The sequence below is a fragment of the Synechococcus sp. CS-603 genome, assembly GCF_977929215.1.
Map to the genome: position 1 here is coordinate 954,931 of NZ_OZ376778.1, position 20,883 is coordinate 975,813.

A 20,883-nucleotide genomic window follows, 5' to 3' on the forward strand; every position below is an offset into this window, starting at 1 on the left:
GGTGACAGGGAGTGACAGGCCCCAGGTGGGCCCTGAACGACCCTTCGGCAGCGGCATCATCCTATGGGTCACCCATGGCCACCTCCGATGCCCAAGGCCCTGGAAACGACACTTCCCACCTGGATTGAAACGTTTCAGTCACGTTCAAGGCTGGATCTGCTGCCGCAATGGGAGCGCCGCACGGCTTCCGGGTGCTGGCAGAACGCCGCCGCCGACCCCTGGGGAGGGCTGCACCGGCCCGACTGGCAGGCCCGCGGCCTGTTGATCTGGCCGCGGGGCGGCCTCAGCCTGAGGCTCAGGTTGCAGCTCCACTGTCCCGAGGCCTGGCGGTTCCATCAAGCCTGCGGCGCCCGCCTGGCGCTGCGTTGGTGGGCCATTGAGGCGCAGTTGCGCGTCGATGGGCTCGCGGTGCACCGGGGCGATCTCTACGACTCCGCCTGCCGCTGGCTGCTCCCCCCCCGCTGGTGGCAGGGCGAACCGCTGGAGCTCGAACTCGAGCTGCGCAGCCCTCTCCACGATGACGGCGCCCTGATCCTCAGCCGCCTGGAGCTGGAGCCCCTGCAGCCAGCCGACCCGGAGGGTCTGTTGCTGGCTACGGGCCTGGAGCTCGAGCAGCTGCGTCAGGCCCACCGCCTTGGCGAGCCGGCCGGACGCCTGGGGGGTGGGGCGACCCTGGGCTCACGAGCTGACGCTGAGGCGCTGGCCCGCTCCACGACCCCGTCGCCGGGGACCGTTCAGGTGCTGGGCCATGCCCACCTCGATCTGGCCTGGTTGTGGCCGGTGGCCGACACCTGGCAGGCCGCCGAGCGCACCTTCCGCTCTGCCCTGGCGCTGATGCGCCGCCATCCCCAGCTCCATTTCGGCCATTCCACCCCCGCGCTCTATGCCTGGCTGGAGCAACACCGCCCGACCCTGTTCGAAGAGATTCGTGGGGCGATGCGGGCCGGACGCTGGGAACCCCTCAACGGCCCCTGGGTGGAGAGCGACTGCGTGCTGATCAGCACGGCTTCGCTGCTGCGCCAGTTTCAGGAAGGACAGGCCTACAGCCGGCGCGCCTTCCCGGAATGGACCCATGAGCTGGCCTGGTTGCCCGACAGCTTCGGCTTTGCTGCCGGCTTGCCGCCGGTGGCGGCGGCCACCGGCGTGCGCTGGTTCTGCACCCACAAGCTGGCCTGGAATGCCACCAACCCCTTTCCCCATCGACTGTTTCGCTGGCGGGGCCGCTGCGGAGCGGAGCTGCTGACCCTGGTCACCGCGCCGATCGGCAGCGATGGCGATCCGGTGGCGATCGAGCGCTACCGGCTGGAGTGGCAACAGGCCACCGGCTGTGCGGATGCCCTCTGGCTGCCAGGGGTGGGAGACCACGGCGGCGGCCCGACGGCCGAGATGCTGGAGCAATTGGCGTTGTGGCAAAACCAGCCGGTGGCGGCTGTCCAACGCCACGGCACCGTGCGGGCCTACCTGGCCGACCTGGAGCAGCACCGCGAGCAACTGCCGGTCTGGCGCGACGAGCTCTACCTGGAATTGCACCGCGGCTGTGCCACCAGTCGGCCGGATCAGAAGCGTCACAACCGCAGCCTGGAGCGTCTGCTGCGGGAGGCGGATCTGGTGGGCGCCTTGCTCTGGGCCATTCCGGTTGCAACCGCTGGCCAACCCCCTGAGTCTGCCCCGCCAGCGGACACGGTCGACTGGCGAGCGCTGCTGTTTCAGCAGTTCCACGACATTTTGCCGGGCACCGCCATCCCCGACGTGTTCGAGCAGGCCGAACCCCAGTGGCACCGCGCCCGCCGTCAGGCGCGGTGCCAGCGCGATCAGGCGCTCCTGGCCTGGCTGAGTGGCGCCGGACCGGCAGCGCCGGCAGGGCCCGGCCAGCTCTGGTGGCTCGCGTGCCTGCAAGCCCTGCCGGCGGCCTTCCGCACGGTGCGTTTGCCGAAGGGGGTTTGGTGGCAGGGTGATCAGCGCCTCCCCAGCCAGCCGACGGCGGCCGGGGGGGAGTGGGTGCAGCTCGCCAGCGCTGGTGGGGTGGCGGCGCTGGCCCTGCGTCGTCTGGTCTCTGCCGGCGCGATGACTGAGGCGTCAGCCGGAGGCACGGCGCTGGCCATGAACGGGATGGACGAGATGTTGCCCGGCGCCATCGAAGGACCCGTCACCCTGCAGCGCGCAGACGGATCAGCTGGTGCCCGTTGGCGGCTGGGCAATGGGCTGGTCCGCGCCGAACTCGGCCCCGCCGGGGTGGAGCAGCTTTGGGGTGCCGACGCCCTTCCCCAGCTTGCCAGCCCGCTCGAATGGCGCCGCTGGCGGGATCGCGGCGAATTCTGGGATGCCTGGGATCTGGCCGGGGACTACCGCGATCACCCCCTGCCCCTGAGCTGGCAGGGCGAGCTCCAGGTGGCTGAACAGGGGCCGCTCTGCTGCCGACTGGTCTGGCGCGGCCAGTGCGGCAGCAGTGCCCTGCGGCTGGATCTGCAGTTGCTGGCCGGCAGCCCCTGGCTTGAGCTGACCTTGCGGGTCGACTGGCGCCAGCGCCATGAGCTGTTGCGGCTCGAGCTGCCCCTGCAGCAGCAGGCCTTGCGCTGGGCGGCGGACACCTCTGGTGGCGTGCTGGAGCGGCCCGCCCGGGTCTGCACGCCGCGGGAGGCCAGCCGCTGGGAGGTCCCTGCCATCAGCTGGGTGGCCAGCCAGGCCGCTGACGGTGGACTGGCGGTGCTGCTCGATGGCCCCCAGGGTGTGTCGGCCGGCCCGCAGGCGCTGGGGGTGTCGTTGCTGCGCAGCCCCAGCTGGCCTGATCCTGGTGCCGATCAGGGCGTGCAACGGCTGCGGCTTGCCCTCTGCCCCTGCCCGGGTGGCTGGCGCCAGGCGGCGGTGCCGGCCGCGGCGGTGCAGTTCCGGGAGCCTCTCTGGCTGCGGCCAGCCCCGCCGGGAATGGCGGCCGGGCCGGCGGGCTGGCGGCGGATTCTTGACCTGGGCAGCCGAGCGCTGCAGCTGGTGGCCCTGCGCCCGGATCCGGAGCAGGGCGTGTTGCAACTCACAGCCCAGAACCTCTCGCCCTGTCGCCAGACCTTGGCGCTCGGCGGGAGGTGGCAGCTACTGGGGCGCCTGAATGCCGGTCAACGAAGCACTGCTGGCCGCTGGGCGTCAGCGGGGCCGGAGCGGCTCGGGCCCTGGGAGTTGGTGACCTGGCGGATTCGGGCTCAGTCGTCGTGATCGTCGAACGGGTCGGTGAGGCCCTTGGAGGGCGGACCGAAGGCCAGGTACACGCCAAAACCTGTCAGCGCCAGAAGCGCCAGCAGCACGGTGATCGCGATCGAAAGGGCGGGGGAGGTTTCTGTCACAGGTGGGGGCTGGGAGACGGGCAGGACAGGGCCGGTTGTTCCATCACAACTCTCGACCCTGGCGGCTCGGTGCAGCGGCGGGAGCTTTACAGTAACGACCCAGACACCTGTGTCAGAGAGGTTCAGCCGCCATGGCCCAACGCACTCCCTTGGGGAACCTGCTTCGCCCGCTCAATTCCGAGTACGGCAAGGTCGTGCCGGGTTGGGGGACGACCCCGGTGATGGGCATCTTCATGGTTCTGTTCCTGGTCTTTCTGCTGGTGATCCTGCAGCTGTACAACAAGTCGTTGTTGCTCGATGGGATCACGGTGAACTGGAACGGCCTCGGCTGAGCGATCTGCGCTCCTGCTCCATCGCCCTCTGGCCATGAATTTTTTCGGGATCGGTCTTCCGGAGATCGCAGTGATCGCTGCTGTCGGCTTGTTGGTGTTTGGTCCCAAACGCCTGCCGGAGCTTGGGCGCACCCTTGGGCGCACTCTTAAAGGTTTTCAGTCGGCTTCCCGGGAGTTCGAGCAGGAATTCCGCCAGGCGATCGATACCGAAACGGTCACGGCCCAACCCACCAGCCAGGCCATGGCTCAGTCCGCTGAGCCGCTCGTCTCCGAGGCTCGCGCCTCAGAAGCGGCTTCGCTGCAAGCTGCTTCCTCTGAAGCCACGTCCGCCGAAGCCGCTGTCGCCCCGCCAACGGCTTCGTCCAGTGGCCGGCCCGTTGAGCTGCCTGTGACGCCTGAAGCGGAGACCATCAGCGGTTCTGTCCCTGCTTCAGAACGGCCTGCTTCAGAACAGTCCACTTTAGAACGGTCTGCATCAGCGCAGCCTGCTTCAGAGTCTGCTTCGGCAGAATTGCCCCCTGAATCCTTGCCGGTCTCGCCGTCCTGATCGGGCCGGGCGGCTTCCTCAAGCGGCCTTGCCGAAAGGTTTGGCAATGGCGTTTGAGTATTCCGGTCGCCCTTCGGCTCGCCACCACAGCGCCGCAGCGACTGAGCTTCACCCGCATGGCCCGATGACTGCCGCTCCTGCCCCCGCTGGGGATCTCCAGTTGTTGGTGGGGTTGGGAAATCCGGGCAGCAACTATGCCAAAACTCGCCACAACGTCGGCTTCATGGCCCTGCAGCGCCTGGCCCAGGCCGAAGGCGTCAGTTTTCGGGTCAACACCAAACTGAAGGGAGAGGTCGCCGACCTGCGTCAGGGCGCTCGGCGCCTGCGCTTGCTGATGCCCACCACATTCATGAACGAAAGCGGTTGGTCGATTCGTGCCACTCTCGACTGGTTTGATCTGAAGCCCCACCAGTTGCTGGTACTCGTTGACGACATGGACCTGCCTCTGGGCCGCCTGCGGCTGCGCCGCGAGGGTGGCGCCGGCGGCCATAACGGCCTGCGCAGCACCATCGAGCAACTCGGCAGCCAGCAGTTCGCCCGACTGCGCATCGGCATCGGTGCCCCATCGCTCGATCCTGCCGTGCGCAGGGAGCGCACCGTCTCCCATGTGCTGGGCCGTTTCTCCGCCGCCGAAGGTCCTGTGGTCGATGCCGTGCTCGAGGAGGTACTGGCTGGCATCGGCCTGATTCAGCGTCTCGGCTACGAGCGGGCCGGCAACCGCCTCAACAGCTTTCAACCCAACCCCGCCTGACGGGGCGCTCCCCATCCTGTTCGCCGACCCCGTGCCGTGAGTCGCCTGCCTGCCACCACCGCCCAGCTGCGGGTGCTGCATCAGAGCTTCAGCCAGAAGCTGGTGGAGGGCGAGGTGGTGGCGGGCGGATTTCAGTGGTCGTTTCGCTGGGCCTTCGACCGCGGCGAGCTGAGTGTGGAGCCCTCGCTCGGCCGTGCCCTGATCCAGGACGCGCTGCTGCGGTTTCTGCTCAAGGCCGACTACCAGCTCGAACCAGGCAGCGATTACGCCTTTACGGTCCGGGCGAAGATCTAAGTCCAGGTTTTAGGTTCAGGTTCTAGGTCCGTGGCCCAGTGCCCCCAGCCTGTCGCCTCCAGTCTCGCGCTCAAGGCGGTGGCCCAAGGCCTGCTCCACCAACAACTGGGCGACGACGTCGTCCCAGGGCCGTGGTGGCTGGCGCAGGCCCATCGGCAGCAACCGCCTCCAGCCCCGTGCCGGGAACAGCTGCCAGTAGCGCGAACGGGCCGCCAGGGTGCTGCCCCGTTCCTCGATCAGCAGCACCGGAGCGAGGGGCGCCAGCTGCTCCAGCCAGGCCCTGCTGCCGGTGCCATTGCCCAGCAGGATCGCGCCAAGCAGGCGCTCTTGCAGCCAGGTGTCGAGCTCCCTTCTGGTGTCCTCCGGGGTGAGGATCAAGGCCACCTCGATCCGCTGGCGGTCAGGGTCGCTGCGGACCAGACCACACTTGCTCCGGCCCGGGTCGATGCCGGCAAGCGCTCCGTGCGCGGGCAGCTGGCTCATGGTCGCCGGGGCTGGGGCTGAACAGCGTCCCCACTGCTTTCTCCCCCCACACGACGCAGCTCCAGGAAGATCGGATCGGCGGTGTCGGCATTCCGCAGTGCCACCGCTTCGAGCTTGACGCTCTGACCGGCCGTTCGCTCGCTGAGCTCACGGCCGAGCTGGTTGAACAGATTCACATCGAACTGAACCCCATCGACCACGGATCCCTGGCGCTGTGCTTTGGCGAAGGAGGCCGCCAGTAGCAGGTTGAGCCGGTTGCGCACCTGATTCGGCGAGAGCTCCTCCCCCTCGAGATTGGTGGTGGCCATCACCTCACCGGCGCGCATCACCTGACGGTTCGGGCGCAGATCGGGAAAGGCCAGCACCTGGCGCTCGCCCCGCAGCACGTTGGCGGCGGAGCGGATGCTCACCACCCAGGCACCTCCCTGGCTGATCAGGCCTTCCAGTCTTTCGATATCGCCACGGGGAACGAGCAGCATCTGGCGATCGGGCGCTGTTCCCGGCAGGACCCGATCGAAGGCGGCCAGGTTGGCTTGGCGCAGCAGCTCTTCGATCACGGGCTTGGCCTCCGCTCGCCGCTGGATGGCGACCTTGACGGTGGCGAGCGTCTGGCCGCTGCTGATCACCACGTCCCCGCGCCTGAAGGCGATCAGGTTCTCCTCCAGCGACTTGAGTTCGGCTTCGCCGGCGCTGATCTGCTGCCTGACCCTGGAGAGTTCTGCTTCGTTGCGGCGGATGTCCTGATCCCGGCTGGCGATGTCACGGTTGAGCCGGTCGCGCTCGCTGATCAGTTGCTTGCGCTGATCCTGCAGGGGTTTCAGTTCGCTGCGCAGGCGCTGGGCCTGAACTTCGACGGAGGCCAGTTGCTGGCGTGCCTGCTGACGGCCCTGTTCGGCCCGGACCACCCCCCGCTGGGCCTGGCGCTGGGCCGTGGTGCTGCGTTCCAGGGCGGCTTTGCTGCTTTTTAAGGCCTCGGCGCTGCGATCAAGGGCGCTGCGGCTGTCACGCAGTTTCTGCTCCAGGCTGTCGAGTTCAAACAGCCCCACCCGCAGGCGCTCGCTGACCGCGAGCATCAGCCCCAGCGACACCGCGCTGATCAGGCTGCCGGTGAGCACCGTGATCAGTACGGCGGTTTTGCGGGGGCGCAGATTGAACAGGCTGAGCCTGGCCTTGCCAACCCGGCTGCCAAGCCGATCGCCCAGGGTGGCCAGCACGCCACCCAGCACCAGCAGAGCGAGGATCAGCAGCCAGCCGGACACGGTTCAGCTCGAGGAGCTCCAGTATCGGTGCCGCGGGTTGCGGCGCTGCTGTGGCCAGCTCAGCTGAATCGTTTCGCCAGGGCCACCGGATCGAAGACGGTGATTTTCTTGCGGTCCACCTGGACCAGGCCGGCCTGGCGGAGGTCGCCGAGCAAGCGGGTGATCGTGACGCGGGTGGAGCCGATCGCTTCGGCGATTGATTGGTGCGAGAGGCGCAGATCAATGGTGATCCCTTCGGCACCCGGCACGCCGAAGTCACGGCAGAGCACCAGCAGAAAGCTCACCAGCCGGGACGACATGTCCCGGTGGGTGAGGGTTTCGATCATCGTTTCGGTCTGGAGGATGCGCGAGGAGAGGCCCTGCAACAGCAGAAGCCCGACGCTGGCGTCCTGCTCGATCGCCCGACGCACCGAGGTGGCCGGTGCCGCGACCATCTCCACCCGGGTGAAGGCAACGGCGTGATAGAAGCGATCGGAGCGTTGGCCGGTGAGCAGCGAGAGCACCCCGAACAGGCTGTTTCCGCGCAACAACGCCACGGTGATCTCCTCACCGGATTCGTAAACCCTGGAGAGGCGAACGGCTCCGCGGAGGAGGAGATAGACCCGCTCGGCTGGATCGCCAGGGAAGAAGATTGTTTTGCCCCGCTCCACTGCCTCAAGGGTGCAGCCACTGAGGCCACGCATCACTTCAAGCAGGGTGGTGGCTCCGCTGGCCGTGGAGCCGACGCCGGTGGTCGTCAGTGCTGGGGTGGTGCTGGTGCGGCTAAATCCGCGCATTGCGCCGACCATGACGGCGAGACGAGTGAACGGAAGCTACGGATCGCCCAGGTCAGGCCACGTAGCAATCGACACTAATCCCTTGGATCCACCCAGGCTGGCAGGCATTCCCATGAGCGCAAGCCCAGGCAGTAGTACGCCTGTTTGCGCTAGGGATGGTGCCTGCCGCTTGTTTCCGGGCTCGACACCGCTACATTCGGTTTCGCGTGCCCAGCGGGGTGTTGATGACGGCCAGCCTGATCACCCCTCACCAGGAGGCCCGCCATCCGTTGCGGCCCCTGGCCCAGGTGCGCCCACCGGCCCTGCCACCCCTCCCCCCGCAGCAGGTCACAGCGGCCCGGCCCGAAGGATTGCTGCAGGTTCACACCGCGGCCTTTCGTGGCAGTTTTAGTGGTGTGTTCAGCCAGGCCCTGCGCACGGCCGGACTGGGCAGCCGGGTCCTGATCAGCCAGTTTCTCAAAGGCGGCGTCGACCAGGGCCCGGAGCGCAGTCTCTGGCTGTGCGGACGCCTCCAGTGGATGCGGCCAGCGCTGAGCAGCTGCCTGATCCATCCAGCCGCTGATCCGCTCACCGATCCGGCCGATCGGCGCGCGGTCGAGGCGGCCTGGACCTTCAGCCGCGAGCAGCTGCTCGCCGGCGCCGTCGACCTGGTAGTGCTCGACGAACTCGGCCTGGCGATCGCCCTGGGCTACCTTCCGGCCGATGACGTGGTGTCCACCCTGGAGCAACGACCAGCCCAGCTCGATGTGATCCTCACCGGGCCGTCTATGCCAGCCGACCTGATCGCGATGGCCGATCAGGTCACCCAGTTGTGCCGGGGTGCCTAGATGCTCAAGTGTGACCGCTGGATCAACGCCCAGGCCGCGGAGGGCATGATCGAACCGTTCCAGGCCAGCCTGGTGCGTCACCTCGATCCGCAAGCGGCGGGCCGGCCGGTACTGAGCTTCGGCTGCTCCTCCTACGGCTACGACCTGCGCCTTTCGGCTAACGAATTCCTGATCTTTCGGCATGTGCCGGGCACGGTGATGAACCCCAAGCGGTTCAATCCTGCCAACCTCGAACCTGCCGCGCTCCACCACGACGAGGACGGCGACTCCTTCATTCTTCCGGCCCATTCCTACGGCCTGGGTGTGGCCTTGGAGCGGCTGCGGGTGCCGCCCAACATCACCGTGATCTGCCTTGGCAAGAGCACCTATGCCCGCCTGGGAATCATCGTCAACACCACGCCGGCCGAAGCGAGCTGGGAGGGGCACCTCACCCTGGAGTTCAGTAATTCTTCCGGTGCCGACTGCCGCATCTATGCCAACGAGGGCATTTGCCAGCTGCTGTTCTTTGAAGGCGACCCCTGCGACACCACCTACAGCGATCGCCAGGGCAAATATCAAGACCAGCCCGAGCGGGTGACCCTCGCCCGAATGTGAACCACTTGAACGCCCGGCACTGCTTGCTCAGCCAGCCCAGATCAGGGGGCTAGGCGGGCTTTGTGCAGGCGGCTTTTCTCGTACCAGGCGGCAAATTCCGGCGCCCAGGTTTCGAGATGGGGCCAGATCAGGTCGCAGAGCTGGCGAATTTCCAGCTGGGCATCGAGCTTGGCGCGCAGATCGAGAAAGTGCAGCAACGCCCGCAGGGTGAAACTGACCACGAAGTGCTGGCGGTAGTCGAAGGGGAGGATGCCCCGGGCATGTTCCTCGGCGAAGCCGGCGGCCAGCAGGTCGCGGTAACGCTCGGCGGCGGCCAGGCACAGGGCCAGGTCGACCTGCCGTTGCTCCTCGGTGTAGGCGTACTTCTTGCCCTGGCGGTCGCTGTAGCTGCCGACCGGCCGTAAATAAAACACCTCCTCGAGCTCAAGTTCGCCATTGGCGGCCCGACAGATCCGCTCGCCCGTGTAGCGCATCGACTGCACATCGAAGCTCACGCCCACCCGGTGGGTGCGGGCCTGCTGCATCACCGAGTGGGGGAACCAGCCCACGTTGAGCACGATCTGGGCATGTTCCATGGGTCCGTAGTGCCCCCGTTCCCCGGCCAGCAGCCGTTTGACGCAGATCTCACCAGCGCTGGTCTCATCGGGCCAGGCGCTGCGATCGGCAGCCACGAACCCTTCGCAATAGTCCTGGTGCATGCCGGCGTAGACGCACAGCTGCGGATTGGGGGTGGCGGCAATCAGCTCGACCCGGAAGCGGTCCATGGCGGCAAACGGTTGGTGGTGGAGTGGTGGGGGCTAGGGCGCTCAAGGGCGCTTAACCGTGGCTGCGCGGGCCCGCCAGGGGGGAGATGGTCTCCTCCAGCCTGCTGACCGTGCCGATTCCCGCCAGATCCGGCAGGGGGGTGCCATCGATCAGGGCGGTGGCGATGGTTTCGAGTTCAAGCTGGCTGCGGCCGCCGAGCGAGCGGCCGACCACCTGGCCGTCTTTGTCGAAAAACTCCAGCTGGGGGATGCCGTTGACGCCGTAGCGCTCGATCTCAGGGCTCCAACGGGGGTTGTCCACATTCAGCAGCACCAGGTCGACGGCGCCGCGATGCTCGGTTTCGATCGCTTCCATCGCCGGTGCCATCGTCCGGCACACCTCACACCAGTCGGCGTAGAACTCCAGGATCGTCGGGCGGCCATTGGCCAACGCCACCGGCAGCTCCAGGGAGCGACGAGCCATCTGCTCCAGGGGTGCCTGGGGATGCAGTCCGCCGCGCAGCTGGAACAGCAGCAGACCGAGGGCGGCGGCGATCGCCGCCAACAACACCCTCTCCCTGCGACCGAGCAGCGGCAGGGCCGGGTCACGGTTGTTCGATGCGCCCATCGCTTCGGCCAAAAGTTGGTCAGCTGGTCTGCACTCTGGCAGCGCCCCAGCTGCGGCCGGGCCAAACTGAAGATCGCACGCGGCCATTCCCGGTGAAGCACCGTCTCACCATTCATTTCCCCAGCGAGGCGGTGCACCAGCCGATCACCTATCGGCTGGCGGTCGATTACGACATCGCCGCCAAGATCCTGCGGGCCCAGATCGCACCCAACCGGAGCGGCACGATGGTTGTTGAACTCTCCGGTGACATCGACGAGCTGGCCGCCGCCGAGGAGTGGCTCGAGGGTCTGGGTCTGCAGCTGGACAGGGCCCAGGGCGAAATCCGCATCGACCGCCAACGCTGCGTTGACTGCGGCATCTGTACCAGCGTCTGCCCCAGCGGCGCCTTGAGCAGCGGCCTTCCCTCCTGGCAGCTCAACTTCGATGCCCAGCGCTGTCTGGTCTGTGAGCAGTGCATCCCCAGTTGCCCGCTCGACGCCATCGCCCTGGTGTTGGAGTCGCGATGACCCGCCCTTTCCACCCAGCTCCCAACCTGGTGAGATCGCTGCCGGTGGCCGGCCGCCCCAGGGTGGTGCCAAAGCCGTTGCCCTGGCCGTTGCGCCTGCTGAAAGCCCTGTTCAACTTCACCATGGTGCCGCTGCGGGCACCGCTGCTGCTGCTCTTGCTGGCGGTCAGTGTCTATCTCGGCATGCATTGGTCGACGCTGGATTCACCGCCTAAAACCCTGCTCTGGACCCTGGACCTCAATCACCATATTTCCTGGACGCTGGAATGTTTTCAGGCCATCCTGGTCGTCGTCGTCTGCACGATGCCATCACTGCTGATGCGCCAGCTTTCGGCACTGATGGCCGCCAGCCGGGTGATGACCCTGGTCTTGACCCTTTTTCTGGTCACCATCGCCGCCCTTTATCTGCTGCGGCTGAGTGTGCTGGCCGACATGCTGATTCTGGCCACGTCGGTGCTGTTGGCCCGGCTTGATCTGACGCGAATTCGAATTGTGCCGCCGCCTATCCCTGCCGCCATTGCCCTGAGCGCCTACGTGATGCTCGGGGTCTGGCTGGGCCGGTTTTGGCATCTTTCGGCGCAGGCTTAGGGAGCCGCGCAGCGCAGCCCATCAAACTGCTGGTAGGTCCAGAGATTGCCCAGCACCTTTTTGGTGTAATGCCGGGTCTCGGGGAAGGGAATGGCCTCCACCCACAGCTCCGGTTCCGTTTGCAGCTGGGGCTCAAGCCAGCCCTGCACGGCCCCGGGACCGGCGTTGTAACTGGCGATCGCCAGAAAGGGATTGCCCTGCCACAGGCGCAACAGTTCAGCGAGATAGCGCGCTCCCAGCGGGGCATTAATGGCTGGTTGCTGCAGCTGCTCGGTGCTCAGCGGCTTGCCTGCTAGCTCGGCGGCGGTGGCCGGCATCAGCTGCAGCAGGCCGACGGCGCCTGCTGCTGACGTCACCGCCGCGGCGAAGCGGGATTCCTGCTTGGCCACAGCCAGCAAAAACCTGGGATCGATCCCGGCCGCCTGGGCCGCCTGGGAGAACACCGTTCCGTAGCGCACGGGATGGAGTGAACGCTCCAGGTCGAGGCTGCTCGGACAGGGGGGGGCAATCCAGCGCAGGTTCGCCCGCTCCAGCTGGTCCAGCCCGGTCCAGTCATCGCCGACCCCCTGACGCAGCCGGCCCTCCAGGACCAGCAGTTCCGGGGTTGTGGGCTCGGTGTCGCCCCGCTGGTGTCGCCACATCTCCCAGGCTTCCAGGGGCTGGCCAAGCCGCCAGAGCTGATCCAGCCGAGGCTCACCACTTTGCAGCGGTTGCCAGCTCAGCGGTTCCAATGGCGCGGTTGGTTCCACGGTTGCGAGCAGGAGGCTGCGTTCCCCCTGGCCCAGCCTCACCTTGGCGCGCCAGCCGTAGTACCCCCAGGGGGAGCGCAGCAGCAGGTCCTGCCAGCGGCGGCGAGCCAGCGCGCTCTGACCCTGGCGCTGCTCGGCAAACGCAAGCCAGAACTGCTGGCGCGCGGCCTGGGGTTCCGGCAGCCCTTCGGCGGGCAGCGCGCCGAGAACCGCTGCGGCTGCCGCCCACTGCTGCTCCAGCAGCAGTGGGCGGGCCAGGTCCCACTGCAACTCCCAGCTGGCCGGATCGGCTGGCCAGCGCTTCAGCACCGACTGCCAGCCTTCGCCGCTCTCGATGGCGCGGCGGGCCTGCACCGGGGCGGTCTGCTGCAACGGGCCGGGCAAGCGGTCCAGCAGCGTCAGGCCCTCTGGCCTCTGACTGAGCAGGCGGGTCGCTTCCATGGCCGCAGAGCTGGCGGGCTGGCGCCGGCTCAGGGCCAGCAACCGCTCCGCTCCCTGGCTTTGCTGCTCCTCTTGGCCCTGGAGCAAGGTGCGGCCCAGGGCCAGCTCAGTGGCGGCCTCGCCGGGCTGGTTACCGCCGGGCTGGTTACCGAGGCAGGCCAGGGCTCCGGCGCCATCGCCCAGCTCCGCCAGGGCTCCGGCCAGCTGGCTGCGGGCCGTGGCGCTGAGGTTGGCAGCCTGGAGACGGCAGGCCTCGCCGATCTTGCCGGCCGCTCCCGGCCAGCGCGCGCCCCAACGGGCCAGGTGAAGGGCTCCCTCTAGCAGGGCGTCCGGGCTGGGGCCGGCCTCCACGGCGGCGGCTAAGGCGGCGGGATGGGCCGGGAAGCGTTGCTGCAGCAGCGCTCGCCTGCTGGGTTCCTGGCGACCGAGCGCATAGAGCGCATCGGCGGTGGCCGGAGCCGACGGGAACCGCCGCAGCAGCTGACGCCAGAGGAGTTCGGCTTCGCCGTCCTGGCCCAGGTCCGTGGCGGCCTGAGCGTCGAGTTTGAGCACCAGTGCCGCCAGAGGGTCGCTGCCCCAGGCCTGACCAGCCAGCAGGAGGCGCTGCCGGGTGGGTTCGGCCTTGGCGCCAGCCTGGAGCAGCAGGCTGGCCTCCCGTCGCCGCTGGGGATCGGGATCCCAGCGGCGACTGCGCACCAGTTGGTCCGAGGGTGTGGCGGGGGTCGGCAGGGGCCGCCGCTGCAGGGCCTGGCGGCCGAGGAAGAGCACGGCGCCGCTGCCCACGATGGTGAGGGCAAGGGTCAGCAGGCCCCGCGCTGGAGAGGCGATGGCAGGGGGTTGGGGCACGGAGAGGGACGGGAGCGGCCGAGGCCTTCCTCAGCTGCCGGCATTCTGGGGGGACAGCTTCACCGCACCATGGGCCTGTTTCCATCGCTTCCAGCCCGTTTCACCACCCTGCCCGGAGCTGCCCAGCGCCGCCGGGCCGTGGCGGTGGTCCTGACCGCTGGGCTTGTGGTGGCCCTGCGGCCGATCTGGCCGCTCCAGGCCCTGCCGGGCTGGGTGGTGGGCAGCCTGTTGCTCTGGGCCATCGCTGAATTGGTGCGCTGGGCCTGGTGGCCCCGCCGCAGCGCGTAACCTGCAGCCCAGCGATAGGTGCCCGGATGACGGAGCTGGCGTCCCTTCCCGTCGGTCCACCCCAGGGTTCCTCCACCCCCGGTTTCGGCACCGATGGCATCCGTGGCCGGGTCGGCACCCTGATCACCCCAGCGCTGGCCCTGCAGGTGGGCTACTGGTGCGGCCATGTGCTGCCGGCCAAGGGGCCCGTGCTGATCGGCATGGACTCCCGCACCAGCAGTCCGATGCTGGCTGCGGCGCTGACGGCGGGCCTGACCGCTGCGGGCCGTGAAGTGTGGAACCTCGGGCTTTGTCCTACCCCGGCGGTTCCCGGCAGCATCCGCCGCCTGGGAGCGGCCGGAGGGTTGATGGTTTCCGCCAGCCACAACCCACCGGAAGACAACGGCATCAAGTTGTTCGGCTCCTCCGGCGCCAAACTCAGCAGAGAGGTGCAGCAGGCCATCGAAGCCGGTCTGCGCGGTGAGCCTGGGGCCACCGCCACGAACGACCGGGGGGAAGATGGGGCCTACCGCTGCGGCCCGGCCCACCAACGCACCGACTTGCTGGCTGACTACAGCACCGCGTTGCTGGAGAGCGTGGCGGGAAGCCGTCTGCAGGGCTGCAAAATCGTTCTCGATCTCTGCTGGGGATCGGCCACCGCCTGTGGCGTTGAGGTGTTCCGGGCCCTGGGCGCCGACCTCCAGGTGCTGCATGGCGAGCCCGATGGACGCCGCATCAATGTGGGTTGCGGCAGCACCCACCTGGAGCCATTACGCCAGGCTGTGCTGGCGTCAGGGGCCCAGATGGGCTTTGCCTTTGATGGCGATGCCGATCGCATGCTGGCCGTCGATGGCCGCGGCCGGGTGGTGGACGGCGATCAGATTCTCTTTCTCTGGGGTGGGGCCCTGCAGGAAGCCGCCCAGCTGCCGGACAACCGCCTGGTGGCCACGGTGATGTCCAACCTCGGCTTCGAGCGGGCCTGGCAGGGCCGTGGCGGCCTACTCGATCGCACCGCCGTCGGCGACCAGCATGTCCACGCCGCCATGGAGGCCAGCGGTGCGGCCCTGGGCGGTGAACAATCCGGCCACATCCTTTCGCTGCAGCACGGCATGAGCGGCGATGGCCTGCTCACAGCCCTGCAGGTGGCCAGCCTGATCCATGGCCGGGGCGGGTCCCTGGCTGAGTGGATGGAGAGCAGTTTCCGTCCCTACCCCCAGCGGCTGGTCAATGTCATCGTCCCCGCCCTGGAACGCCGCCAGCACTGGCAGCAGAGTGAGCCATTACGCCGGGCAGTGGAGCAGGCGGAAGCCTCGATGGCCGGCTCCGGCCGGGTGCTGGTGCGGGCCAGCGGCACCGAACCACTCCTGCGTGTGATGGTCGAGGCGGCCGAGCAGGACCAGGTGGATCACTGGTCGTCCCATCTGGCGGCCCTGGCCCAGTCCGAGCTCAACCCGGCCTGATCCGCAGGCTGTTGATCGGCAGGCTGTCGGCGGCCAGCCACAGGGCTCCCTGACAGGCATCACCGCGGGCAGTCACGCTGCTGGCATCCGGCAGGACATGGCCCAGGGCGGCGGTGAAGGCGGCGGCGAAGCGGGGCAGGTGCGTCAGGGCGCCCCCGAGTCCGCAGACCTGCGCCTGCTCCATGGCCAGGGCGCGGGCGACACCGTGCACCAGGCCCGCCAGACCGAGGGCCGAGGCGTCGAGCACGGCCTGGGCTTCGGCGTCTCCCCTGGCGGCCAGAGCGTCCACCGTCGGCGCGAGCCGGGCAAAGCCTGCCGCGCCGAAGTTGGGGTCCACCGCCAGGGCCTTGATGGTCTGGGCAGAGGCTGGCTGGGCTAAGGCCTGCCAGATCGCCTGCCGCAAGGGGGATTCGCCGCGGCGTCCATCGGCCATCTCCAGGGAGAGGCTCAAGGCGTCGCGCCCGATGTCGCAGGCGGAGCCGGAGCGATCCAGCAGCCAGCCCCAGCCTCCGCAGCGGTGTTCCCGGCCGGCCGAATCCTGGCCCAAGGCGATGCTGCCGGTGCCGCTGATCACCACGATGCCGGCGCTGTTGCCCTGGAGGTCGCCATGGGCCCCGCGCAGGGCCGTGCGCTCATCGCCGGTGACCAAAACCTGGGGCAAGGGCATGGCCAGCGCGGCGGCCGCCAGGGCCCTGCCTTGTTCTTGGATGGCGGTGCCCTGCTCGATGCCGCTGGCCCCGACGGCGGCCGCTGCGAGATCGGGCTGCGTTCCGGGCCCGAGGGCCTGGCCAAGGCTGGTTGTCAGCGCCAGCGCAAAACGCTCCGGCCCCCCGCTCGCCGCCAGATGGCTGACCCCCGGACCTCTGCCCTCGGCCACGGTGAACAGGCGTCCATCGCCGCGCAGGCGGGCCAGTCGGCAGGTGGTGTGGGTCTGGCCGGCATCGAAGCCAGCCAGCAGGGGACCTGCGATCGCTCCGCTTTCAGTGGTTGCGGTCATCTGACGGGGGCAGGACGGCCAGGGTGGCCAGGCAGAGCCAAGCGGTCAGTTGAACTTCCGGCCGGAAAAAGATCGTGTCGGTGAGGCCCTGCACCCCGAGGCCGACGATGGCCGCCAGGGCCCCGATCGCCGGCAGGGCCAGGCCTGCCGGGCTGCGCAACTGGCTCAGGCCGCAGCGGACACTGCTCCAGAACAGGCCAAGTCCGGCGAGCAGCCCCGGCAGCCCCCCCTCGACGGCCAGTTCCAGGGGAATGGAATAGGCGCTGAGGGCATTGAACTTGGGCTGTTGGTAGAGGGGGTAGATCAGGTTGAAGGCGTTGTTCCCCGGGCCGATGCCCAGCCAGGGGCGGTCCTGAATCATCTGCAGGACCGCCATCCAGACGTTGATGCGGAAATTGTTGGAGCTGTCTTCCCGACCTGCCAGCAAACTCATCAGCCGCACCTGCAGCGGCTCCACCAGGGCGATCGCTACCGCCAGGGCCGCAGCTCCGAGCAGCAGCAGCAACAACGGAAACAGGCGTTGCCAGAGCACGGGCCAGTGTCCGATCCAGCGCCAGACCAGCAACAGTCCCAGGCTGCCCAGGGCTGCCACCAGGCCCAGCCAGCCTCCGCGGCTGTAGGTGAAGTAGAGGGCCGTACTGCCCAATAGCAGCGAGGTGAGCGCGAAAAGGCGGCCACCTACGCCCCGCCAACGCAGCAGGGCCACCACCGCCAGCGGCAGGATCGGCAGCAGATAGCCCGCCAGCAGGTTGGGGTTCCCCAGGGTGCTGTAGATCCGCACAGTGCCGCGGGCGACTGAATTCGGATCCGACCAGCGGGCCAGGGCAGAGGAATCGACGTAAAGCTGGCGGATGCCGATCACCGACGCCAGCAACTGACCAGCCAGCAGGGCGGCCACGATCCGGTCCCACCAAGCCGGAGAGTTCGCCAGCAACTGGCGCATCAGGGCATAGACGCCGAGGTAGCTGAGCAGCTTCAGCAGGCCCTTGGCGGCGGCGGTGGGAACCGGCGAGAAGCCTGTGGCCAGCACCGCCACCCCCAGCAGCAGCAGCAACCAGCCGCTGATCGGTCCGATCCGCCCCGCTGGCGTCCGCAGCGCCCAGAGCATCCAGAGCAGGCCGCAGGCCAGAACCAGCAGGGCCAGGCCCGCCCGGGTCAGGAACGGCAGGCCGGCCATCAAGATGCAGAGCACCAGCCCCGAGAGGCCGGCCAGCTGCCGTGACAACAAACCGGTTGGGGCGTCAGCCAGCAGGCCCTGCCAGCGCAGCAACCAGGGAACCGGCGCGGGGATCGGCGCAGGGATGGCCGGTGGAATTGGCGGGGCTGGAGCGGCGGCCGGCATCAGACGGGTTGGGAAATCGCTGCGGAAGGTGCTGGATCGGGGCCTTACGCAGCGCTGATGGCGCGATTATGGGTGGCCTCGGCAACCGCCTCCAGCCTGGCGAGGGGTCGCAACGCTGCCGTTGTGCGCTGGTAGAGCACCCGGTAGACGGGTTGGCCTTGGCTGAGCACGTGCTGCTCCCGCTCGCTGGCCACCGGCAGCGGATTGGTCGTTCGCCAGGGCCGTGGGTCAGTTCTGGGCCGATCGAAGGCGCCGCAGGCTTCGCTGAGCGCCACCATCGGCTCGATCACAGCGGCGACATCGCTCTGCAGGAACAGCTCGCCTCCCGGGGCGAGGGCGCTGGCGATGGCATGGAGAAGCGCTGGTTGCAGCACACGGCGCTTCTGGTGTTTCCGCTTGAACCAGGGATCGGGAAACTGGATCGTCACCCGTTGCAGCTGGCCGGGCGGCAGAGCGGTGAGCCAGTCCTGGAGGCTCACATTGGCGTTGCAGAACCGGAAAGCAACATTGCCGAGCCCCAGATGCTCGCGGTCGCGCTCGGCGGCGTCAACGAGGCCTCGGCGAATTTCGACTCCGAAGAAGTTCCAATCCGGCTGCTGGGGAGCCAGCGCCAGCAGGAAGCGGCCCCTGGCGCTGCCGATGTCGAGGTGAAGGGGTTGGCGCGGATGGCTGAAGAGGGCCTGTGGCGGTGGCAGGGTCCGCGGCTGCTGGTGGACGCTGCTGAGCGGATTGACGTGCTGACGCACCATCCGCTCACTCCCCCGCCGCCGCCTGGTCCGGCGGGATGTTGGGCACCAGAAAGCCCCAGCTGGCGGTGTAGCCATGCAGATAGGTGGTGCCGGCCACGGGGCCGATTTCGCCATTGCAGAAGGCGCCGGCGATGGGCAGGGCGGGGAACTGCTCATGGCAGAGCGTCACGTCGCCATCCGGCTGGCCATAGAGCCCCTGGCCCCGACCCAGGCAGGCAAACACCAGGGCGGCGAGCGGGGTGCTTTCGTGTGTGGCCTGGCGGCGCAGCAACAGGCGTAGCTCCTGGCGTGAGGCGGCGGCATCACGGAGCTGAAACTGCACCTGCTGGCCGACCCGCAGGCGCTCGGCCACGGCCACGGCGCCATTGCGGGGATCGACGCCCAGCAGGTTGCGTACAAGAAAGGCGGTGGGCTCGGGAGGGTTGCCTGGGCCTGCAAGGCTGAAACTGCTGCGACCCACGCCCAGAAACAAGGAGTGCCGGACCTGCTCCCGTTCAACGGGAGTCAGCGACTGGAGGATTCCCTGCAGGCAGTTCACCGGCGTGTTGCGTTCCTGTCCTGCACTGAGTTGCAGAACAACGTTGCGCTCGGCCTTCTCGATTTCAAAGACCGGGCCGATCGGCCGGCAGCCCTGTGCCACCACCGGGTCAATCCGCCAGCCGCCGCCGATCAAGCAGCCCACCGCACCACGCACGACCCGGTCGTTGATCAACAGCGACCCGTGGTTGGAACTGTGATGGCCAGCGATTCCACCGATCTTGTCGACGCCGGGAAAGCCGTAGTCGATGCCGCTGATCAGATCATTGATCGACTCACTGGTGGGATCGACGAACAGCAACATCGAGCGCGCGAGGGCGGGATCGGCACCGACCCAATTCACCCAGTCCTGGCTGTCGCCGTCGAGATCCGGCAGGACTTTGGTGTCGAGCTCGAACAGCTGCAGCTCGGCGCCCGGCAGACGGAGCAGGATCACGCTCAGCGCCGGTTGCTGCTCCACTTCATGGGCAGCCCCTTGGGCATCGCTGCCGACCACACCACCACCGGCGCAGCCGATCCAGTGGCATGCATTGATTTTGGCGCGCAGCAACGGCAGCAGGCGCGGCAGGTCGCTGGCATAACTGGAGGCACAAAACACCAGGGCGAGGTCTGCCGGAGACCGCCTGTCGAGGTTTTGCACCACCTCGTCGACAGCGCCCTCAATTGAGGCGTTGCGGGAAAGAGCCGTCTGGGCGGAGGCCGTTTCGTCGCTCCCTGGAAACCAGGAGGGCTTAACCCAGGACGACCCAAGCCAGGAAGATCCAAGCCAGGAAGATCCAAGCCAGGAAGGCAGTGAGAGCGGAGACATGGCTCGGACCCTACTGCCGATGCACGACTACGGATAATGGCGCTTCCCGTACCCCGTCTGTGCCAGATCCGCTCTACCGCACCCTCGTGTGGCTCGACTATCGACTGGCGGTGGTGTTCACCGTTGGCCTGCCCTTGGTGTTGCTGGTATGGGCGGCGCTGCGACGGGAGGGGGCGATGGTGCGCCTGATGACCCTCTACTGGAAGGTGGCCAGCCTGCTGGCGATCACGGTGCTGCTGCTGGTCGACGCCAGGCCGCTGGGCTACGCGCTCGGCGTGCTGGCCCAGCTGCTGATGGTGGCCTCAGTCTGGTTCTGGGTGGATCTCAACGAGGAGCTCGCCGACCTGCCGCCCTGGCGCCCCCTGCCGCTGACGGTGCGCACCTGGCGCTGGGCGCTCAGCGTGCTCGGCCTGCTGGGGGCGGCCCTGAGCGCCTCCGCCCTCAGTTGCCTGTGGGGGCAACTGGATCGTCCCGTCTGCCAGGTCTGGCTGGAGGCACCCCAGAGGCTCCATCTCCTGGTCGCCAGGGTGTTCGCCTTCGTCTTCGGGGCAGATCTCACTGCGACCCTCACGGCGTTCATCGGCTATGTGGCTCTGGTGGCCTATGCGGTGGGTCTGCTGCAGTGGCTGCTGGTGCGCTTCCCCCGGCAAGGCCGGGTGGCTGGAGAATTCTGATGACAGGCGATCTGGTTGGCCAGCTCGAAGCGATCAGCCGCGGCCGGCCGGACCGGGTGTTGAGGCTGCGGGGCACGCTGCCACTGCCAGCATCACAGGACCCAGCAGCGCAGGACCCATCGGGGCAAGAACCCTTCGAGTTGCTGATCTTCCGTGGCTTCTCGAGCAGCGTCACCCATCCCACTGCCTTCGATCCAGATCAAGCGGCCCTGCCAGCGGGGGCGGAGCTGGAGAGTGCCGACCTGCTGCAGGGGCCGCTCAACCCCCGCGATGAGCAACTGCTGGCGGGGCCTCTGATGCCGGATGCCCTGCTGGGCCCGCAAGCCTGGCTTTGAAGCTGGAGAGCCTCGAAGG

General features: G+C 68.1%; 24 protein-coding genes. 13 read left to right on the forward strand and 11 right to left on the reverse strand.

Annotated features, from left to right (window positions below):
• Window positions 1-87 precede the first annotated feature (87 nt).
• Window positions 88-3,204 carry an alpha-mannosidase gene (locus tag ACXMDM_RS04905; protein WP_071800828.1) on the forward strand — a complete coding sequence of 1,039 codons (3,117 nt, stop codon included), beginning with the start codon at window positions 88-90 and terminating at the stop codon, window positions 3,202-3,204.
• Here the strand turns inward: ACXMDM_RS04905 and psbN are convergent.
• A complete protein-coding gene (gene psbN / locus ACXMDM_RS04910; protein ID WP_071800829.1) occupies window positions 3,192-3,332 on the reverse strand; it encodes a photosystem II reaction center protein PsbN in 141 nt (46 codons plus the stop codon). The two genes, ACXMDM_RS04905 and psbN, sit on opposite strands and share 13 nt — an antisense overlap.
• A gap of 131 nt (window positions 3,333-3,463) precedes the next feature.
• Between psbN and psbH the strand changes: the two genes are divergently transcribed.
• From psbH to ACXMDM_RS04930, 4 genes are all read left to right on the forward strand, one after another.
• Window positions 3,464-3,664, forward strand: coding sequence for a photosystem II reaction center phosphoprotein PsbH (gene psbH, locus ACXMDM_RS04915; RefSeq protein WP_071800830.1), 201 nt, complete (start codon window positions 3,464-3,466; stop codon window positions 3,662-3,664).
• Between the two features lie 34 nt (window positions 3,665-3,698).
• Window positions 3,699-4,211: a TatA/E family twin arginine-targeting protein translocase gene (locus ACXMDM_RS04920; protein WP_259723400.1), complete on the forward strand. Its 513-nt coding sequence runs from the start codon at window positions 3,699-3,701 to the stop codon at window positions 4,209-4,211.
• A 124-nt stretch (window positions 4,212-4,335) separates the two neighbouring features.
• Window positions 4,336-4,962 carry an aminoacyl-tRNA hydrolase gene (gene pth, locus ACXMDM_RS04925; RefSeq protein ID WP_071800831.1) on the forward strand — a complete coding sequence of 209 codons (627 nt, stop codon included), beginning with the start codon at window positions 4,336-4,338 and terminating at the stop codon, window positions 4,960-4,962.
• Between the two features lie 36 nt (window positions 4,963-4,998).
• On the forward strand, window positions 4,999-5,256 hold the full coding sequence (locus ACXMDM_RS04930; protein ID WP_071800832.1) for a DUF3146 family protein: 258 nt from the start codon (window positions 4,999-5,001) through the stop codon (window positions 5,254-5,256).
• Between the two features lie 15 nt (window positions 5,257-5,271).
• Here the strand turns inward: ACXMDM_RS04930 and ACXMDM_RS04935 are convergent, their stop codons facing one another.
• Genes ACXMDM_RS04935 through ntcA form a run of 3 tightly spaced genes read right to left on the reverse strand, consistent with a single transcriptional unit; the run spans window position 5,272 to window position 7,786 of the window.
• Window positions 5,272-5,739 carry a RuvC family protein gene (locus tag ACXMDM_RS04935; RefSeq protein WP_259723401.1) on the reverse strand — a complete coding sequence of 156 codons (468 nt, stop codon included), beginning with the start codon at window positions 5,737-5,739 and terminating at the stop codon, window positions 5,272-5,274.
• A complete protein-coding gene (locus tag ACXMDM_RS04940; RefSeq protein ID WP_259723402.1) occupies window positions 5,736-6,998 on the reverse strand; it encodes a DUF3084 family protein in 1,263 nt (420 codons plus the stop codon). The genes ACXMDM_RS04935 and ACXMDM_RS04940 overlap by 4 nt, the downstream gene beginning before the upstream one ends.
• A gap of 59 nt (window positions 6,999-7,057) precedes the next feature.
• Entirely contained in the window at window positions 7,058-7,786 is a 729-nt protein-coding gene (ntcA, locus tag ACXMDM_RS04945) for a global nitrogen regulator NtcA (protein ID WP_259723403.1), read from the reverse strand.
• Window positions 7,787-7,998: 212 nt separating this feature from the next.
• Between ntcA and ACXMDM_RS04950 the strand changes: the two genes are divergently transcribed.
• A complete protein-coding gene (locus ACXMDM_RS04950) occupies window positions 7,999-8,601 on the forward strand; it encodes a cob(I)yrinic acid a,c-diamide adenosyltransferase (RefSeq protein WP_071800836.1) in 603 nt (200 codons plus the stop codon).
• A complete protein-coding gene (dcd, locus tag ACXMDM_RS04955) occupies window positions 8,602-9,195 on the forward strand; it encodes a dCTP deaminase (protein WP_071800837.1) in 594 nt (197 codons plus the stop codon).
• 41 nt (window positions 9,196-9,236) lie between these two features.
• On the opposite strand, the gene thyX is transcribed toward dcd, so the two are convergent.
• Together thyX and ACXMDM_RS04965 are read right to left on the reverse strand one after the other, a co-directional pair.
• A complete protein-coding gene (gene thyX / locus ACXMDM_RS04960; protein WP_071800838.1) occupies window positions 9,237-9,959 on the reverse strand; it encodes an FAD-dependent thymidylate synthase in 723 nt (240 codons plus the stop codon).
• Between the two features lie 52 nt (window positions 9,960-10,011).
• Window positions 10,012-10,566 (reverse strand): thioredoxin domain-containing protein, encoded by a 555-nt coding sequence (locus tag ACXMDM_RS04965; protein WP_071802107.1) that lies wholly within the window; start codon window positions 10,564-10,566, stop codon window positions 10,012-10,014.
• A 92-nt stretch (window positions 10,567-10,658) separates the two neighbouring features.
• On the opposite strand from ACXMDM_RS04965, the gene ACXMDM_RS04970 reads away from it, so the two are divergent.
• The gene (locus tag ACXMDM_RS04970) at window positions 10,659-11,072 is read left to right on the forward strand and encodes an NIL domain-containing protein (RefSeq protein ID WP_071800839.1); all 414 of its coding nucleotides are present in this window, start codon (window positions 10,659-10,661) and stop codon (window positions 11,070-11,072) included.
• Window positions 11,069-11,659 carry a hypothetical protein gene (locus ACXMDM_RS04975; protein ID WP_233830580.1) on the forward strand — a complete coding sequence of 197 codons (591 nt, stop codon included), beginning with the start codon at window positions 11,069-11,071 and terminating at the stop codon, window positions 11,657-11,659. The genes ACXMDM_RS04970 and ACXMDM_RS04975 overlap by 4 nt, the downstream gene beginning before the upstream one ends.
• Here the strand turns inward: ACXMDM_RS04975 and ACXMDM_RS04980 are convergent.
• Complete coding sequence (locus ACXMDM_RS04980; RefSeq protein WP_071800840.1) at window positions 11,656-13,695, reverse strand: lytic transglycosylase domain-containing protein; 2,040 nt, start codon at window positions 13,693-13,695, stop codon at window positions 11,656-11,658. The genes ACXMDM_RS04975 and ACXMDM_RS04980 overlap by 4 nt on opposite strands.
• 69 nt (window positions 13,696-13,764) lie before the next feature.
• On the opposite strand from ACXMDM_RS04980, the gene ACXMDM_RS04985 reads away from it, so the two are divergent.
• Both ACXMDM_RS04985 and glmM read left to right on the forward strand, forming a co-directional pair.
• Window positions 13,765-13,983: a hypothetical protein gene (locus tag ACXMDM_RS04985; RefSeq protein ID WP_071800841.1), complete on the forward strand. Its 219-nt coding sequence runs from the start codon at window positions 13,765-13,767 to the stop codon at window positions 13,981-13,983.
• A gap of 26 nt (window positions 13,984-14,009) precedes the next feature.
• Window positions 14,010-15,422 (forward strand): phosphoglucosamine mutase, encoded by a 1,413-nt coding sequence (gene glmM, locus ACXMDM_RS04990; protein WP_071800842.1) that lies wholly within the window; start codon window positions 14,010-14,012, stop codon window positions 15,420-15,422.
• Here glmM and ACXMDM_RS04995 read toward each other — a convergent pair.
• The 4 genes from ACXMDM_RS04995 to ACXMDM_RS05010 are packed head-to-tail and all read right to left on the reverse strand — an operon-like array spanning window position 15,409 to window position 19,690.
• Window positions 15,409-16,419 (reverse strand): N-acetylglucosamine kinase, encoded by a 1,011-nt coding sequence (locus tag ACXMDM_RS04995; RefSeq protein WP_083544474.1) that lies wholly within the window; start codon window positions 16,417-16,419, stop codon window positions 15,409-15,411. The genes glmM and ACXMDM_RS04995 overlap by 14 nt on opposite strands.
• Entirely contained in the window at window positions 16,403-17,761 is a 1,359-nt protein-coding gene (locus ACXMDM_RS05000; protein WP_071800843.1) for an IctB family putative bicarbonate transporter, read from the reverse strand. The genes ACXMDM_RS04995 and ACXMDM_RS05000 overlap by 17 nt, the downstream gene beginning before the upstream one ends.
• Window positions 17,762-17,805: 44 nt before the next feature.
• Window positions 17,806-18,507 carry a tRNA (guanosine(46)-N7)-methyltransferase TrmB gene (trmB, locus tag ACXMDM_RS05005; RefSeq protein ID WP_071802113.1) on the reverse strand — a complete coding sequence of 234 codons (702 nt, stop codon included), beginning with the start codon at window positions 18,505-18,507 and terminating at the stop codon, window positions 17,806-17,808.
• Between the two features lie 7 nt (window positions 18,508-18,514).
• Window positions 18,515-19,690, reverse strand: coding sequence for an FIST signal transduction protein (locus tag ACXMDM_RS05010; RefSeq protein ID WP_233830582.1), 1,176 nt, complete (start codon window positions 19,688-19,690; stop codon window positions 18,515-18,517).
• 224 nt (window positions 19,691-19,914) lie between these two features.
• On the opposite strand from ACXMDM_RS05010, the gene ACXMDM_RS05015 reads away from it, so the two are divergent.
• The gene (locus ACXMDM_RS05015) at window positions 19,915-20,529 is read left to right on the forward strand and encodes a DUF3177 family protein (RefSeq protein WP_071800844.1); all 615 of its coding nucleotides are present in this window, start codon (window positions 19,915-19,917) and stop codon (window positions 20,527-20,529) included.
• Entirely contained in the window at window positions 20,529-20,864 is a 336-nt protein-coding gene (locus ACXMDM_RS05020; protein WP_071800845.1) for a DUF7734 family protein, read from the forward strand. Before ACXMDM_RS05015 ends, ACXMDM_RS05020 begins: the two co-directional genes overlap by 1 nt.
• Window positions 20,865-20,883 lie beyond the last annotated feature (19 nt).

What these genes read in the sequence shown, in the direction of transcription:
- ACXMDM_RS04905 (WP_071800828.1), top strand. Translation starts at nt 88, where the DNA reads ATGCCCAAGGCCCTGGAAACGACACTTCCCACCTGGATTGAAACGTTT.
- psbH (WP_071800830.1), top strand. Translation starts at nt 3,464, where the DNA reads ATGGCCCAACGCACTCCCTTGGGGAACCTGCTTCGCCCGCTCAATTCC.
- ACXMDM_RS04920 (WP_259723400.1), top strand. Translation starts at nt 3,699, where the DNA reads ATGAATTTTTTCGGGATCGGTCTTCCGGAGATCGCAGTGATCGCTGCT.
- pth (WP_071800831.1), top strand. Translation starts at nt 4,336, where the DNA reads ATGACTGCCGCTCCTGCCCCCGCTGGGGATCTCCAGTTGTTGGTGGGG.
- ACXMDM_RS04935 (WP_259723401.1), bottom strand. Translation starts at nt 5,739, where the DNA reads ATGAGCCAGCTGCCCGCGCACGGAGCGCTTGCCGGCATCGACCCGGGC.
- ntcA (WP_259723403.1), bottom strand. Translation starts at nt 7,786, where the DNA reads ATGGTCGGCGCAATGCGCGGATTTAGCCGCACCAGCACCACCCCAGCA.
- ACXMDM_RS04950 (WP_071800836.1), top strand. Translation starts at nt 7,999, where the DNA reads ATGACGGCCAGCCTGATCACCCCTCACCAGGAGGCCCGCCATCCGTTG.
- dcd (WP_071800837.1), top strand. Translation starts at nt 8,602, where the DNA reads ATGCTCAAGTGTGACCGCTGGATCAACGCCCAGGCCGCGGAGGGCATG.
- thyX (WP_071800838.1), bottom strand. Translation starts at nt 9,959, where the DNA reads ATGGACCGCTTCCGGGTCGAGCTGATTGCCGCCACCCCCAATCCGCAG.
- ACXMDM_RS04965 (WP_071802107.1), bottom strand. Translation starts at nt 10,566, where the DNA reads ATGGGCGCATCGAACAACCGTGACCCGGCCCTGCCGCTGCTCGGTCGC.
- ACXMDM_RS04975 (WP_233830580.1), top strand. Translation starts at nt 11,069, where the DNA reads ATGACCCGCCCTTTCCACCCAGCTCCCAACCTGGTGAGATCGCTGCCG.
- ACXMDM_RS04985 (WP_071800841.1), top strand. Translation starts at nt 13,765, where the DNA reads ATGGGCCTGTTTCCATCGCTTCCAGCCCGTTTCACCACCCTGCCCGGA.
- glmM (WP_071800842.1), top strand. Translation starts at nt 14,010, where the DNA reads ATGACGGAGCTGGCGTCCCTTCCCGTCGGTCCACCCCAGGGTTCCTCC.
- ACXMDM_RS04995 (WP_083544474.1), bottom strand. Translation starts at nt 16,419, where the DNA reads ATGACCGCAACCACTGAAAGCGGAGCGATCGCAGGTCCCCTGCTGGCT.
- ACXMDM_RS05000 (WP_071800843.1), bottom strand. Translation starts at nt 17,761, where the DNA reads ATGCCGGCCGCCGCTCCAGCCCCGCCAATTCCACCGGCCATCCCTGCG.
- ACXMDM_RS05020 (WP_071800845.1), top strand. Translation starts at nt 20,529, where the DNA reads ATGACAGGCGATCTGGTTGGCCAGCTCGAAGCGATCAGCCGCGGCCGG.